This is a genomic window from Pseudomonas sp. ANT_H12B, assembly GCF_008369325.1.
Classification (GTDB): Bacteria; Pseudomonadota; Gammaproteobacteria; order Pseudomonadales; family Pseudomonadaceae; genus Aquipseudomonas.
Genome location: NZ_VOBI01000017.1, coordinates 23,734 through 38,367 on the forward strand (window position 1 = coordinate 23,734; position 14,634 = coordinate 38,367).

Here is a 14,634-nt window from a genome sequence, read left to right on the forward strand (position 1 = left end):
ACATTCAGCATCCATGTCGACTGTTATGCCGCCGTCGCGAGCAGGCTCGCTCCCACATTTGCCTCGGGGTGTTTTTCAGACCCGGAACGCGCTGATCATCTGTTTGAGCTCCACCACCTGAGCTGACAACGCACGACTGGCATCCTCGGTCTGGTGTGCGCCTTCGGCGGTTCGCTCACCGGCGCGGTTGATCTCGACGATGTTCTGGTCAATGTCGTGCGCCACAGCCGTCTGTTGTTCCACCGCCGCGGCGATCTGCTGGTTCTGGTCGACGATCATGCCGACTGCGCCGAGGATATTTTCCAGCGCCTGCTGGACCTTTTCCGACTGCCCCACGGTACCGTTGGCCATCTGATGGCTGGTGCCCATGGCCTTCACCGCAGCACCGACACCGCTGTGCAGCTTGGCGATCATCTGCTCGATTTCTTCGGTCGATTGCTGGGTACGCTTGGCCAGGGTCCGGACCTCGTCCGCCACCACCGCGAAACCACGGCCCTGCTCACCGGCCCTCGCGGCTTCGATGGCCGCATTGAGCGCCAGCAGGTTAGTCTGCTCGGCGATGCTCTTGATCACTTCCAGCACGCGACTGATGGACTGGCTGTCGCTGGCCAGTTGATTAATGACCAACACCGACTGATCGATCTCACTGGCAAGCGCAGCGATGCTGCCCTGCTGGGACGCCACCAGCCCGCGACCGCTGATGGTCTCGTCGTTGACGCTGTGGGCACTGCTCACCGCTGCGGCGGCACTGCGCGCCACCTCAAGGGAGGTGGCCGACATCTGGTTCATGGCAGTGGCGACCTGCTCGATCTGCGAGCGCTGCCCCGCCACGGCCTGGTTGCTTTGGGCGGAGACGTTCTGCACCTGCCCGGCCTGGCGCTCGACCTCGCCGACGGTCTGCCCCACTCGCTCGATCAGGTCATGGATTTTCTTTACGGTGCCGTTGAACACCTCGCCCAATTCGCCCAGTTCATCACGGCTGTTGGCGCTGAAAGTCTGCGTCATGTCACCCGCCGCCACCTTGTCCATCACCGCGCCAAGGCGCTTGAGGGTGGTGCGGGTCGAGGCGTAGAAGCCGCCGTAGAGGTAAAAAATCAACACAAACACCACCGACAGCGCCACCGCCTGCAAGACCATATGCGTGCGGTTCTGCTCCAGTCGCTGCTGCAACTGGGTGCCGAGAAACTTCAGGGTAGCTTCGTTGAGTTGGTAGGTCTGGTCCATCAGACCCGTGACCTGATCGTAAAAGCCCTGCCATGGCGCATCCAGCGTGTCGGCCATCACTACCTGCTCTTCGAACAGTTCGCTGGCCTTTTTCAACGATGCCTTGCTGCTATCGGCCTGAGCGGCCAGGGTTTCCCGTGCCGCTTTGCTGGAGCCCAGCGCGTCCTGCAACTTCAGGGCATATTCGGCCTGCAGTTTTTCGATCTGCGCCAGCAACTCATCAAAACGGGTACTCGACGACGAATTGAGAAACCCTTGCCCCAGGGAAAAAGAGCCCATCGCCCGCCCGTCGCCCAGAAGCTGGGTCACGGGCGGCGTGACGTTGGTGATGAGTTCGCTGAGCTGACGCATGTCGCTCTGAGTGTCGCGGCTCAGGCCGGCCTGACTGGCGATGATCTGGCTGAAAATCTGGGCGTTGCCGAGCAACTTGCCGATCATTGCGCTTTTGCTTTGCAGGGAATTTTCCGCTTGCTGGGCCTTGAAAGCGGCGATCATTTCATCGCGCTTGGCATCGAAAACAGCGATCTGTTCCGGGTCGGTGGTCATCGCCGTCAGCCCTTGCAACCGGCTCAACACACGTTGCCCCAGGCTGCTGATCTGCGACTCGACATTGCCGGCCTTGCCCGATTGACCGAGCGTGACGTTGATCTGCACCAGGTTGTTCAGGGTTTCCAGATCGCGCCGTAACATCAGGCTGCTGCCCAACAGGTCGAGACTCTGCAGTTCGACCTGGGTGCCCTGGAATTCACGATAGGAATCGCGCACCAGATAGAAGTTGGTCACCAGCATCGGCACAAGGAACAGCACGCTGATCAGGCTGAACTTCATGCCGAAGCTCAGGCGGTTCATCAGCGCGACGGCGGGATAGAGCAAGCTCTTCACTGGAAGTCTCCCTTTGATTTCTTATTTTTATTGGCAGGCGCGGGTCGACAGCAGATAGCCACTATTCGGCGCCAGCTCTGTATAACGTAAATCGGCGGGAGGTTTTGTAACTTAAGGTTAACGGCGAGATGCCCGCGACGGGTAGCAGCAGCCGAAGGCTGCGTTCGGCGGCGAAGCAGTCGTTAGCTCAGGCATTGTGGTTTGTCAGGCTCACCGCGCAATCAGGATTTACGACTGCTGCGCAGCTGAACGCAGCCTTCGGCAGCTACATGAACCGACCGCTGGCTGCTACGAGGGTTAGCGCATCAGGACGGTCCACAACGCAAACCCGGCATACCAGAGCACTGCCGCGCGCAGCAACAATTCCCAGATCCGGTCGAGGTCGTTGATGCCATCCGGGCCGACCACCGGGGCCGGGATCTCACCGGCCACCAGCCCGACCTTTTCGATCAGCTGAGCAGCGCTGATGTTCCAATTCAGCAGCTCGTGCACCATTACCCGGCCGACCGCAACAAAGTTGCCGACCAATGCAAAACTCGCCGCCAACAGGCGCACCGGCACCCAATCGAACGCATGACGCAGTTGTGCGGCGCGCTCGACCACGGCCGGGTTCTGCCCGTGTTCTTCGGCCAGAGCCAGCAGTCGATAGCTCAGCGCCGCGACCGGTCCGAGCAGGAAGTACCAGAAAATCACCGCAAAAAAACTCTGATAAGCCTCCCACAACAGGTGCAGCTCGACCCGTTCGAGCAATTGCTCGCCGCTGTCGGCGCAGATGTCGACGTCGCGTTTGGCCACATGGGCGGCGGCTTGCAGATCTTCCCGACGCCAGGCATCACGAAACGGCCCGAGACCGGCCAGCAGATCGCCACGGCCCAGGCTGTAAATCACCACCAGCAGGTGCACCGGCAACGCCAGCAGACCATAGGCCACCGGGTCCAGCACCAGCAACAGCAAACCCAGCAGCGCCACCGGCAACAACACCAGCACCACCAAAACCAGCCACGGGCTTTTCGCCAGGCGCGCACTGGATTCAAGCTTGTGCAGCTCGCGGACCCAACCGCCATCACGTTGGACCCGATGGCGCAGGGCCGAGAACTTCTCGATCCAGACAGCCAACAGCAACACCAGAAAACTCATTGTTGTTCCTCTTTTGCCAGAGCGGCGCGATAGCGGGCCCAGTCGAACGCGGGCCCCGGATCGGTTTTACGTCCGGGTGCGATGTCGCTATGCCCGCAAATGCGCTGTGCGGTGATGGCCTTGAAAACGTTTTGTAGCTGGAGGGTCAGCGCCGTCAACGCTTGATATTGAGCGTCGGTGAACGGCAGATCATCCGTGCCTTCAAGCTCGATGCCCACGGAAAAATCGTTACAGGTTTCGCGCCCTTCAAAACTCGAGACACCGGCGTGCCAGGCACGCTCAAGACAAGAGACAAACTGAGTGACAGTGCCGTCACGCTCTATCAGAAAATGCGCAGATACCCGCAGGTCAGCAATCCCTTCAAAGTAGGGATGCTCCGTGACATCCAGACGATTCTGGAAAAACTCCTGCACCTTGCCGGTGGCGAACTGTGCCGGCGGCAGGCTGATGTTGTGGATCACCAGCAGGGAAATTTCGCCCGTGGGGCGCGCATTGAAGTTGGGTGAGTGGCATAAACGCACGCCCTGACACCAACCACTCGCGGGGTCCAACTGCATACAGGTTCCTTCGACGACGACTGTGTTGGTGCCCAGTATGCCGCGATAGACCCTCGGGGCGCGATCACTTGCCGTGATTGAGACGCCGCAGGTTGTCGATCACCGACTCCAGGGCCCGGTCGAACAACAACGTGTTATCGAGGGTGCGCACCGCACCACTGCGCAATTCCAGGGCCAGCCCGGTGCGGCTTCGTTCAAGCACTTTCATCCCGGTGCGGTCGACGAAAATGTATTTGCCGGTGGCTTCAATGATCGCCGCCAGTTTGCAGCGCAAAGTATTTTCCTCGTCTTCCTGAAACTCGACCCAGCAACCCGGGCGCAGCTGATCGACTTGAAGCAGACACGCTTCATCGGCAGGCAAACGAACAGAGGTCGTCTCGACCGGCCCTTCGTCGGCAGTGCGCAGAATGATTTCTTCCAAAACTTCGACCATCATCGGCGCATCGCCAGGCTGTTCATTTTTCTGCCCCGCACGCTCGAACAACTGAACGTGCAGGGCCTCCAGCTCACTGAAGAACTCGCTGGTGGCGAACGGATCGAATGCCGAACTGCTCAACCCGTCGCGCAAGGACTTGAGCAACCCCGGAACCAGTGCCAATAAACGCAGACTGGCGTCGGGTTCGTCGTGACGCTGCACACTCCAGATCAATTGCTCCATGGTCTGCACATCGGCGTGCCACTCGGCCGACTGATCGCCGTGCTTCAAACACGTCAGCAGCAGCACTTTGCTCCAGGCGTCCTGGACAAACACCACGACCCCTTGCGGCAGCAGTTTGCCCAGCAACGCCTGGTTCAGTACCTGCTCAACGCGCTGACGAGCCAGTTCGGTCCGGGCGCGCCCCTCCTCGGCATCACGGGTACGCTGCTCCAGCAGGTCGCTGCGACGACGCTCGTCGCTGGTGAATGCGAGAAAATCCGCCAACAGTTCGGAAAAGATCGCCGGGTCATCGACAAAGTCGTTCAACAAGCGCTGCACAACCTGCTCGATGCGCAGGTACAGACTGTCACGCTCATGGTCATCGCACTCGCCCCACCCCATGGCAGCGGTGGCGATTTCGTTGAGCAGCCGTCGGGCCGGATGGGTGCTACGGCTGAAGAAGCTCTTGTCGAGAACCGCCACTTTCAGCATCGGGATCTGCAATCGACCGATTAATGCCTTGAGTGAATCCGGCAGGTTACGGTCATCGAGAATGCATTCGAAGAGCATGGCGATCAGATTGATCACGTCTTCGTCAGCCACCCCGACCACGCGCGACTTGCCGCTTTTGACGCTGACGCGGGTCAGCAGTTGTTCGAGCTGGTTTCGCAGGTCGAAGTCGTCTTGAGCCTGCGGCGCCGGCACATATTGCTGCAAGTGCGAGAGCAGGCGCATCAGGTCGCGCGTGGATATCGGTTGAGTTTGGGCACTGATTTCCAACGTCGGCGCAACACTGCCGCGAACGTGCAACAGCAGTTCCTGCAACGCGGCGAAGACTTCTTGCACGTTGTCGTCGATCTGCACGCCGTTGGCGCGAGTGTCAGCCTCGGTAGTTTCGGCACGGACACTGGCGGCCGCATGATCGGAAGCCCGGCGTGCGGGGGCGGGCTTGAGATCGGGCAGCACGCCCGAGGCGATCAGCAGTTGGTTGGCTTCGGCGTAGAGTTGATCGGCGTCGCTGAGTACGTAGCGTTCGAACAGTTTGAGGATGATCAACTTGACCTTGATCTCTACGCCCAGGTTGCGTCCCGCCTGCAAGAAGTACTCGCAGAGCAGCGCCGGTCCCACGGGGTTGTGTTGATCGACCAGCTCCCTGCCCAGCAGCGCGCTGAGTCGTGCCGTCAGTTGACCGAGCGCGAAACCGTCGCGGCTCAACACTTTGCTGACCATGGCGTCCACCGCCACGTTGCGTTCCAGATCGTCATTGGGCTGCGGCGCCGAAGCGTCGAAGGCCTGGGGCAAGGCCGCTTGTGTGACGTCGTATTGGGTGAGGCTGACAAAAGCCTCAAAGAATTGCTCGAGAAAAACCCGTTCGATGCTTTTGCGTTTGAGGCGCAAGTCGCGCATGGCTTCGAAGAAGATGTTTTGTTCAACGTCGTTACGGGCCCGATCGGCCATTTCGAACAGAGTGTCGTCGGCGTTATCAAACAGTTCCTGCAAACCCTGCCTGAGTTGCTGAGCGACCTTGTCGCGAACCTGAAGCAGAATCACCGGCAAGCGGGCGAGCGGCGAGTGAGTTGCCTGGTCGGTAGACGCCTTGTGCAAAGGCACTACATTCCCGTCGTTGTGCATCCAGCCTCCTGAAACGGTGAGTCTTCGGTTCGGTAAGAAAGATCGAATGCGCAAGCCAAAAAGCAATCGCGTCAAAGTCATGACGTCAAATGCAAGGCGGATTATCTTGCAAAAAGTAACCCCCGCACCAGCAGACTCTGCGCTTTCCATTCAAATAGACGTTTCTAAGAGACCCATGCTGAGTGTCGATTGCTCCAGCGAATCGACCAAATGCAGGTTTCGCAGCGATGGAAAGGTCTCTGATGCCTTGGGTTGCCCCGCGCCATGGCCCTATAATCGGGCCACTTTGTTTGTGGAGTCCGTTATGCCGAATCTACGTCTCGCCGATTTGACCGCCGAAATCGAAGCCAACGTGCGCCGCGCGTTACTCGAAGACATCGGCAGCGGCGACATCACCGCACAGCTGATCCCGGCCGAACGCCTGGCCAAAGCCACCATCATCACCCGCGACGCCGCCGTCATCAGCGGCACAGCCTGGGTGGATGCAGTGTTTCGGCAGCTGGACCCGCGAGTTGCGGTGCACTGGCAAGTGCGCGATGGCGAACGGGTGAAACCTAATCAGGTACTGTTTCACCTCGAAGGCCCGGCTCGCTCGCTGTTGAGCGGCGAACGCTGTGCGCTGAATTTCCTGCAATTGCTCTCTGGGGTGGCCACTCGCGCGCAGTATCTGGCGGATTTCGTTGCCAAGACTCAGGTGAAGTTGCTCGACACCCGCAAAACCCTGCCGGGGCTGCGCTTGGCCCAGAAGTACGCCGTTACCTGCGGCGGTTGCCACAACCACCGCATCGGCTTATATGACGCCTTCCTGATCAAGGAAAACCATATCGCGGCCTGCGGTGGCATCCCTGAAGCGATCAAGGCTGCGCACAAGATTGCCCCGGGCAAACCGGTGGAGATCGAAGTGGAAAGCCTGGCAGAGCTGAAAGAGGCCCTGGCGGCCGGTGCCGATATCATCATGCTCGATGAACTGAGCCTGGAGGACATGCGTGAAGCGGTGCGCCTGAACGACGGCAAGGCAAAACTGGAGGCCAGCGGCGGTATCAACGAAAGCACGTTGCTGCCGATTGCCGAAACCGGGGTGGACTACATTTCGATCGGTGCGATGACCAAGGATGTGAAGGCAGTGGATCTGTCGATGCGCCTGAGCCTTTGATCGTGCTTCGTTGAATGAAAAACGCCAGCCTCACGAAGGCTGGCGTTTTTATCAGACTACCAGATTATTCATCTCGCAGTACTCTTCCCACTCGACGCCCAACACCTCGGCAGCCTCCTTGTGCAGAACAAGGCGCGCAGCCTCGAACTCTTCAGGGGTTGAGGTGTACTTGAGCGACAGCTCCCACGGCTGCAAGCCCTGAGACTCTGCCTCATCCTCGAATGCCCACTGGATCTGGTCTTTTTGATCGTCGGCGGGCAAGTCCTTGATCTCTTCGGCTAGCTGGGGCGACTCCAGCAAATACTTCTTCAGCGCTTCTGCGTGTCTGGCTTCTTGGGTCAATTCTTTAACGGTCATGGCGTTCTCTTTGATCTGGGGAATGGAAGATGGATCTGGATCATCAAGGATCTCTCTGACGCAAAAAACCGTTTGAAGCCCGGTTTATCTGGCCTTCAGAACCATTCGGGATCATTTGAAAACAACGTGTCGCTCGTGCCCGAGACAGGAATCGAACCTGCGACCTTCGCGTTACGAGTGCGCTGCTCTACCGACTGAGCTACACGGGCAGTGGGCTAAACCTAGCACTGACTTTAGGGTCAGGCAACTTCATGACTCGTCTCATTTTTTCGCAGACAAAAAAATGCCCCGCAGCTTTCACTGCGGGGCATTTTTTATAACGTTGAAGCAGTCAGGCGCGGGGAGTGATTAAACGCCCGAAGCCTTGGCTGCTGCTACGTCTTTGATGGACAGCTTGATACGGCCGCGGTTGTCCACGTCCAGTACCAGTACTTCCACTTCCTGGCCTTCTTTCAGGATGTCAGTCACTTTCTCAACGCGAGCATCGCTCAGCATCGAGATGTGAACCAGACCGTCCTTGCCCGGCAGGATGTTGACGAATGCGCCGAAGTCGACGATGCGCTCAACCTTACCGACGTAGATCTTGCCGATTTCAGCTTCTGCGGTGATGCCCAGAACGCGCTGACGTGCAGCTTCAGCCGCTTCCTTGGTTTCGCCGAAGATCTTGATCGAGCCGTCGTCTTCGATGTCGATCGAAGCCTTGGTCTCTTCACAGATCGCACGAATGGTCGCGCCGCCTTTACCGATGACATCACGGATTTTGTCGGTGTCGATTTTCATCGCGATCATGGTCGGAGCGTTTTCCGACAGTTCGGTACGCGACTGGCCAATGATCTGGTTCATCTGACCGAGGATGTTCAGGCGCGCTTCCAGGGCTTGGCCCAGAGCGATCTCCATGATTTCTTCGGTGATGCCTTTGATCTTGATGTCCATCTGCAGCGCGGTCACACCTTTGGCGGTACCGGCTACTTTGAAGTCCATGTCGCCCAAGTGGTCTTCGTCACCCAGGATGTCGGTCAGGACGGCGAATTTCTCGCCTTCTTTAACCAGACCCATGGCGATACCGGCAACCGGTGCCTTCATTGGAACGCCGGCATCCATCAGAGCCAGGGAAGCGCCGCAGACCGAAGCCATGGAGCTCGAACCGTTGGACTCGGTGATTTCCGACACAACACGGATGGTGTACGGGAACACGTCGGCAGCAGGCAGCATGGCTGCAATCGAACGACGGGCCAGACGGCCGTGACCGATTTCACGACGACCAGCGCCACCCATGCGACCACACTCACCTACCGAGAACGGAGGGAAGTTGTAGTGCAGCATGAACGGGTCTTTTTTCTCGCCTTCCAGGGTGTCCAGCAGCTGTGCGTCACGGGCGGTGCCCAGTGTTGCAACAACCAGAGCCTGGGTTTCGCCACGGGTGAACAGAGCCGAACCGTGGGTCTTTGGCAGAACACCGACTTCGATGTTCAAAGGACGTACGGTCTTGGTGTCGCGGCCGTCGATACGTGGCTTGCCGTTAACGATGTTTTCGCGAACGGTGCGGTATTCGATTTCGCCGAAAGCAGCTTTGACTTCAGCGGAAGTCGGCTGGCCTTCTTCACCGGACAGCTTGGCAACCACCTGGTCTTTCAGTTCGCCCAGACGAGCGTAACGGTCGGCCTTGATGGTGATGGTGTAAGCCTGGGAGATCGCGTCGCCGAACTGGGCGCGGATATCACCCAGCAGAGCGGTGGCTTCAGGCTGTGGAGCCCAGGTCCAGGTTGGTTTGGCAGCTTCGGCAGCCAGTTCTTTAACAGCGTTGATCACAACCTGGAACTCGTCGTGAGCAAACAGTACCGCGCCCAGCATCTGGTCTTCGGTCAGCTCTTTGGCTTCCGATTCAACCATCAACACGGCTTCCGAAGTACCGGCAACGACCATGTCCAGGCTCGAAGCTTTCTGTTGTTCGTAAGTCGGGTTCAGCAGGTAGCCGGTGTTTTCGTGGAACGCAACGCGGGCAGCGCCGATCGGGCCATCGAAAGGAATGCCGGAGATGGCCAGGGCAGCCGAAGTACCGATCATCGCAGCGATGTCCGGATCGGTCTTCTTGCTGGTGGAAACGACGGTGCAGACAACCTGCACTTCGTTCATGAAGCCTTCTGGGAACAGCGGACGGATCGGACGGTCGATCAGTCGGGAAGTCAGGGTTTCTTTCTCGGAAGGACGGCCTTCACGCTTGAAGAAACCGCCAGGGATCTTACCGGCAGCGTAAGTCTTTTCCTGGTAGTGAACGGACAGAGGGAAGAAGCCCTTGCCTGGATCGGCTTGCTTGGCGCCGACCACAGTCACCAATACGCTGACGTCGTCGTCAACGGTGACCAATACTGCGCCGGAGGCCTGACGGGCGATACGGCCAGTCTCGAGGGTAACGGTCGACTGACCGAACTGGAATTTTTTGATTACCGGGTTCACGGTGTCCTACCTTCTTTTGTGGCTCTTGGGGAACTTGTCTTCTTGCGAAATTCTTGGGCAACGTCGGGAATCGGCCCGACTGTCATTGTCCAGGTAAAGCGGGTGTCCAGATAAAACTTGAGGCTGGGAGCCTGCCATACGCCAGCGGGAAACCCACTGACGTACGACAGACAACCAACCTCTAGCGCAATCGCTTATTAGCGACGCAGACCCAGGCGACCGATCAGAGCCTGGTAACGGCCCAGATCCTTGCCTTTCAGGTAGTCCAGCAGCTTACGACGCTGGTTTACCATGCGGATCAGACCACGACGGGAGTGGTGATCTTTACCGTTGATCTTGAAGTGACCTTGCAGCTTGTTGATGTTGTGGGTCAGCAGTGCAACTTGCACTTCTGGCGAACCAGTGTCACCAACAGCTTGCTGGTAGTCAGCTACGATTTGAGCTTTTTCTTGAACGTCGAGAGCCATGAGGCAATCCTTTTATCAGGAAACTGTTTCAAAGAAACAGCTTCAACAGGCCAGGGACAAATCCCTGTATCTAAAAATGAGGAGTGACCGTGCCTGTTAACAGCCACCCTCGTCCGGTCATTCTGACCGAATCAGTCGACGTGGCGCGATGCGCCCGTCTTCGCTCACTTCACCGATACCGATGAAGCGACCGTTGTGATCCTGTACCCGTACCATGCCGAACTTCGGTGCATCCGGGGCTCGCACCGGTTGGCCGTTGAGCCAGTAGAACGAGCTGTGCTCCGAGAACTGCAACAGCGGCCAATCCAGCAGGCCGCTGTCCGATGGCATCAGGAAGCGATCGACCGCTTCATTGCCGCCTTCGGCATGTACCGCTTCCAACTCTTCAAGCGTGACAGTCTGCGCCAGCGTGAAAGGCCCGGCCTGGGTACGTCGCAGTTCAGCAACGTAAGCGCCACAACCGAGTTGCTCACCGATATCCTCCACCAGGGTGCGGATATAGGTGCCTTTGCTGCAATCCACCGCAAGCCGCGCAGTATCACCCTCAAAGGCCAGCAATTCCAAGCGCGCAATAGTAACAGAACGCGGTTCGCGCTCCACTACTTCGCCTGCACGGGCCAGCTTGTACAGCGGCTGGCCGTCACGCTTGAGCGCCGAGTACATCGGCGGTATCTGACTGATTTGCCCACGAAAACCGGGTAAAACAGCTTCGACATCAGTGCGACCAACGGTCACCGGGCGCTCCAGCAAAACTTCACCTTCGGCATCCGCCGTGGTGGTGGTCTTGCCCAGTTGCGCCAAGGTTTCATAAGCTTTGTCGGAATCGAGCAGGTATTGCGAAAACTTGGTGGCCTCACCGAAGCACAACGGCAGCACGCCGGTGGCCAGCGGATCGAGACTGCCGGTGTGCCCGGCCTTCTCGGCGTTCAGCAACCAGCGGACCTTCTGCAACGCCGCGTTGGAGGTGAACCCCAACGGCTTATCGAGCAGGATGATGCCGCTGACATTACGACGGATACGTTTGACCTGAGCCACCGATTACTCCTTGGTGTCTTCGGCTTCTGCCGCAACCGGATGCTGATTGTCTTCAGCTACCGCACGTTCGATCAATGCCGACAGATGAGCACCACGCACGACGCTTTCGTCGTAATGGAAGTGCAACTGTGGAACGCTGCGCAACTTCATTTCGCGAGCCAACTGCATGCGCAGGAAACCGGCGGCGGAGTTGAGCACCTTGATGCTTTGCGCGATGTCTTCGGCATTGTCCTGCCCCATCACCGTGATGAAGATCTTGGCGTGACCAACGTCGCGACTGACTTCAACAGCGGTAATGGTGACCAGGCCGACGCGCGGGTCTTTGACTTCACGACGGATCAGCTGTGCCAGCTCACGCTGCATCTGATCGCCGATACGTTGGGTACGGCTGTATTCTTTTGCCATGTCTTGTTACCTGTTACTGCCACACGGTGAAACCCGTGGGGTCTGAAAGCGGCAAACGCCCGGCCTGACAAAAGCCAGACCGGGCGTTGCGTTTAGAGTCCTGACGCTGTGCCGCGCATTTGCATGCAGCGGCTCATCGTGGCCCTTGAAGTGCGCGAGTTAGAGGCTGCGAGCAACCTGAACCTTCTCGTAGACTTCGATCTTGTCGCCAGCCTTGACGTCGTTGTAGCTCTTGACGCCAATACCGCATTCCATGCCGGCACGTACTTCGGAAGCGTCATCCTTGAAGCGGCGCAGGGATTCCAGCTCGCCTTCGAAGATAACGATGTCGTCACGCAGTACACGGATTGGACGGTTACGGTGCACAACACCTTCGATAACCATGCAACCGGCGATCGCGCCAAACTTCGGCGAACGGAACACGTCGCGCACTTCAGCGGTACCCAGGATGTTCTCGCGAACATCGCTGCCCAGCATACCGGTGAGGGCTTTCTTGACGTCTTCGATGATGTCGTAGATCACGTTGTAATAACGCATATCCAGACCTTCCTGCTCGACGATCTTGCGAGCGCCAGCATCGGCACGCACGTTGAAGCCGAACAGTACAGCGTTGGAGGCCAGTGCCAGATTGGCGTCGGACTCGGTGATACCACCGACACCGCCACCGACAACACGCACTTGCACTTCGTCGTTACCCAGGCCGTTCAAGGCACCGTTCAACGCTTCCAGCGAACCACGGACGTCGGATTTGAGGACGATGTTGAGCGTCTTCTTCTCTGCCTGACCCATGTTTTCGAAGATGTTTTCCAGCTTGCCGGCGTGAGCGCGAGCCAGTTTGACTTCGCGGAACTTGCCTTGACGGAACAGAGCCACTTCACGGGCTTTCTTCTCGTCCGACAGCACGCTCATCTCGTCGCCAGCGTCCGGGGTACCGTCCAGGCCGAGGATCTCGACAGGGATGGAAGGACCGGCTTCCTTGATTGGCTTGCCGTTCTCGTCGAGCATGGCACGTACACGGCCATAGTTCGAACCGACCAGCACCATGTCGCCTTGGCGCAGGGTACCGTCTTGAACCAGAACGGTAGCAACCGGGCCACGACCTTTGTCGAGACGCGATTCAACCACGACGCCACGGCCAGGAGCCGAAGGAGTCGCTTTCAGTTCCAGAACTTCAGCTTGCAGCAGAACAGCTTCGAGCAACTCGTCCACGCCAGTACCGACTTTCGCCGAAACCGATACGAACGGGGTGTCGCCGCCCCACTCTTCCGAAGTCACGCCGTGAACCGACAGTTCGCTACGGATGCGATCAAGATCAGCGCCCGGCTTGTCGATTTTGTTCACGGCAACAACCAGTGGAACACCGGCCGCCTTGGCGTGCTGGACCGCTTCAATGGTCTGCGGCATCACGCCGTCGTCCGCTGCAACGACCAGGATCACGATGTCAGTCGCCTTGGCACCACGGGCACGCATTGCGGTAAACGCGGCGTGACCAGGGGTGTCGAGGAAAGTGACCATGCCGCGATCAGTTTCAACGTGGTACGCACCGATGTGCTGGGTGATACCGCCGGCTTCGCCAGCAGCTACCTTGGCACGACGGATATAGTCGAGCAGCGACGTCTTACCGTGGTCAACGTGGCCCATTACGGTCACGACCGGCGCACGGGAGAACGTCTCACCTTCAAACTTCAGGGACTCGGCCAGGGAATCTTCCAGGGCGGTGTCGCTGACCAGGGTCACTTTGTGGCCCAACTCCTCAGCCACAAGCTGAGCAGTTTCCTGATCAAGCACCTGGTTGATGGTCGCTGGAGTACCCAGCTTGAACATGAACTTGATGATTTCAGCAGCCTTGACCGACATCTGATTGGCGAGATCGCCAACAGTGATGGTCTCGCCGATCTGCACATCACGCACGACAGGGCCGGTTGGGCTCTGGAAACCGTGAGCGTTGCGCTTTTTCAGCTTGGCCTTGCCGCGACCACCACGACGGAAGCCATCGCTTTCTTCGTCGGTAGTACGTGGGGCAACGCGTGGAGCAGGCGCTTTCTCTTTGACCGAAGCACGATGTGGAGCGTTTTTACGCTCACCATCACCACTGCCACGACGACTGTTATCGTCGGCACGTGGTTTGTCCGGACGGCGCTGTTCGTTCTGCTTGTTGCGAACGTCAGCAGAAGGTGCCGGTGCAGCCGCCACAACCGGAGCGCTTTCACGTACTGGCTCGGCAACCGCAGCAGGAGCTGCGACAGCGTCGTTAGTAGCGTTTTGCGCAGTAGCAGGCTGGCGACGCGCTTCTTCTTCGGCGCGACGCTTGGCTTCTTCTTCAGCCTTCTGACGAGCAGCATTTTCTACTGCGCGACGTTCTTCCAGTTCGCGTTTGCGCTCGGCTTCGATTTCTTCCGGGCTGCGCTGTACGAAGACTTTCTTCTTGCGTACTTCAACGCTGATGCTTTTGCTGCCAGCAACACGCAGGGTGCTGGTGGTTTTGCGCTGCAATGTAATCTTGCGCGGTTCTTCCACTTTCGCCTTGTGGCTGCTCTTCAAGTGAGTCAGCAAAGACTGCTTCTCACTATCGCTCACACCTTCATCGGCGGCGGTGTGCGGCAGACCTGCCTCACGCATCTGCTGCAACAGGCGCTCTACCGGTGTTTTGACCTCATCGGCCAGTTGTTTCACCGTGACTTGCGTCATGCACTT

General features: G+C 58.4%; 11 protein-coding genes, 1 tRNA gene and 1 pseudogene. 1 reads left to right on the forward strand and 12 read right to left on the reverse strand.

Annotated elements, in window-relative coordinates:
- Positions 1-75: 75 nt before the first annotated feature.
- The 5 genes and pseudogenes from FQ185_RS31145 to FQ185_RS22860 form a co-directional block, all read right to left on the reverse strand.
- Entirely contained in the window at positions 76-1,005 is a 930-nt protein-coding gene (locus FQ185_RS31145; protein ID WP_371926666.1) for a methyl-accepting chemotaxis protein, read from the reverse strand.
- Positions 982-2,073 (reverse strand): annotated as a pseudogene (locus tag FQ185_RS31150) (methyl-accepting chemotaxis protein); the annotation flags it as partial. The pseudogene FQ185_RS31150 and the gene FQ185_RS31145, both read right to left, overlap by 24 nt.
- A gap of 330 nt (positions 2,074-2,403) precedes the next feature.
- Positions 2,404-3,243, reverse strand: a complete 840-nt coding sequence (gene ampE, locus FQ185_RS22850; RefSeq protein ID WP_149419414.1) for a regulatory signaling modulator protein AmpE — start codon at positions 3,241-3,243, stop codon at positions 2,404-2,406.
- Entirely contained in the window at positions 3,240-3,800 is a 561-nt protein-coding gene (gene ampD, locus FQ185_RS22855) for a 1,6-anhydro-N-acetylmuramyl-L-alanine amidase AmpD (protein WP_149419415.1), read from the reverse strand. Before ampD ends, ampE begins: the two co-directional genes overlap by 4 nt.
- 64 nt (positions 3,801-3,864) lie before the next feature.
- Positions 3,865-6,069, reverse strand: coding sequence for a DUF1631 domain-containing protein (locus FQ185_RS22860; protein WP_149419416.1), 2,205 nt, complete (start codon positions 6,067-6,069; stop codon positions 3,865-3,867).
- Between the two features lie 304 nt (positions 6,070-6,373).
- On the opposite strand from FQ185_RS22860, the gene nadC reads away from it, so the two are divergent.
- Entirely contained in the window at positions 6,374-7,222 is an 849-nt protein-coding gene (nadC, locus tag FQ185_RS22865; protein WP_149419417.1) for a carboxylating nicotinate-nucleotide diphosphorylase, read from the forward strand.
- Between the two features lie 51 nt (positions 7,223-7,273).
- On the opposite strand, the gene FQ185_RS22870 is transcribed toward nadC, so the two are convergent.
- The 7 genes from FQ185_RS22870 to infB form a co-directional block, all read right to left on the reverse strand.
- The gene (locus FQ185_RS22870; RefSeq protein WP_149419418.1) at positions 7,274-7,579 is read right to left on the reverse strand and encodes a DUF6388 family protein; all 306 of its coding nucleotides are present in this window, start codon (positions 7,577-7,579) and stop codon (positions 7,274-7,276) included.
- A 136-nt stretch (positions 7,580-7,715) separates the two neighbouring features.
- Positions 7,716-7,788: transfer RNA gene (locus FQ185_RS22875), tRNA-Thr, on the reverse strand.
- Positions 7,789-7,927: 139 nt separating this feature from the next.
- Positions 7,928-10,033 carry a polyribonucleotide nucleotidyltransferase gene (gene pnp, locus FQ185_RS22880; protein WP_149419419.1) on the reverse strand — a complete coding sequence of 702 codons (2,106 nt, stop codon included), beginning with the start codon at positions 10,031-10,033 and terminating at the stop codon, positions 7,928-7,930.
- Positions 10,034-10,230: 197 nt separating this feature from the next.
- Complete coding sequence (gene rpsO, locus FQ185_RS22885; RefSeq protein ID WP_140681637.1) at positions 10,231-10,500, reverse strand: 30S ribosomal protein S15; 270 nt, start codon at positions 10,498-10,500, stop codon at positions 10,231-10,233.
- 117 nt (positions 10,501-10,617) lie between these two features.
- Complete coding sequence (gene truB, locus FQ185_RS22890; RefSeq protein WP_149419420.1) at positions 10,618-11,535, reverse strand: tRNA pseudouridine(55) synthase TruB; 918 nt, start codon at positions 11,533-11,535, stop codon at positions 10,618-10,620.
- Between the two features lie 3 nt (positions 11,536-11,538).
- Positions 11,539-11,940 carry a 30S ribosome-binding factor RbfA gene (gene rbfA / locus FQ185_RS22895; protein ID WP_008149016.1) on the reverse strand — a complete coding sequence of 134 codons (402 nt, stop codon included), beginning with the start codon at positions 11,938-11,940 and terminating at the stop codon, positions 11,539-11,541.
- Between the two features lie 159 nt (positions 11,941-12,099).
- Positions 12,100-14,628 (reverse strand): translation initiation factor IF-2, encoded by a 2,529-nt coding sequence (gene infB / locus FQ185_RS22900; protein ID WP_149419421.1) that lies wholly within the window; start codon positions 14,626-14,628, stop codon positions 12,100-12,102.
- Positions 14,629-14,634: the final 6 nt, after the last annotated feature.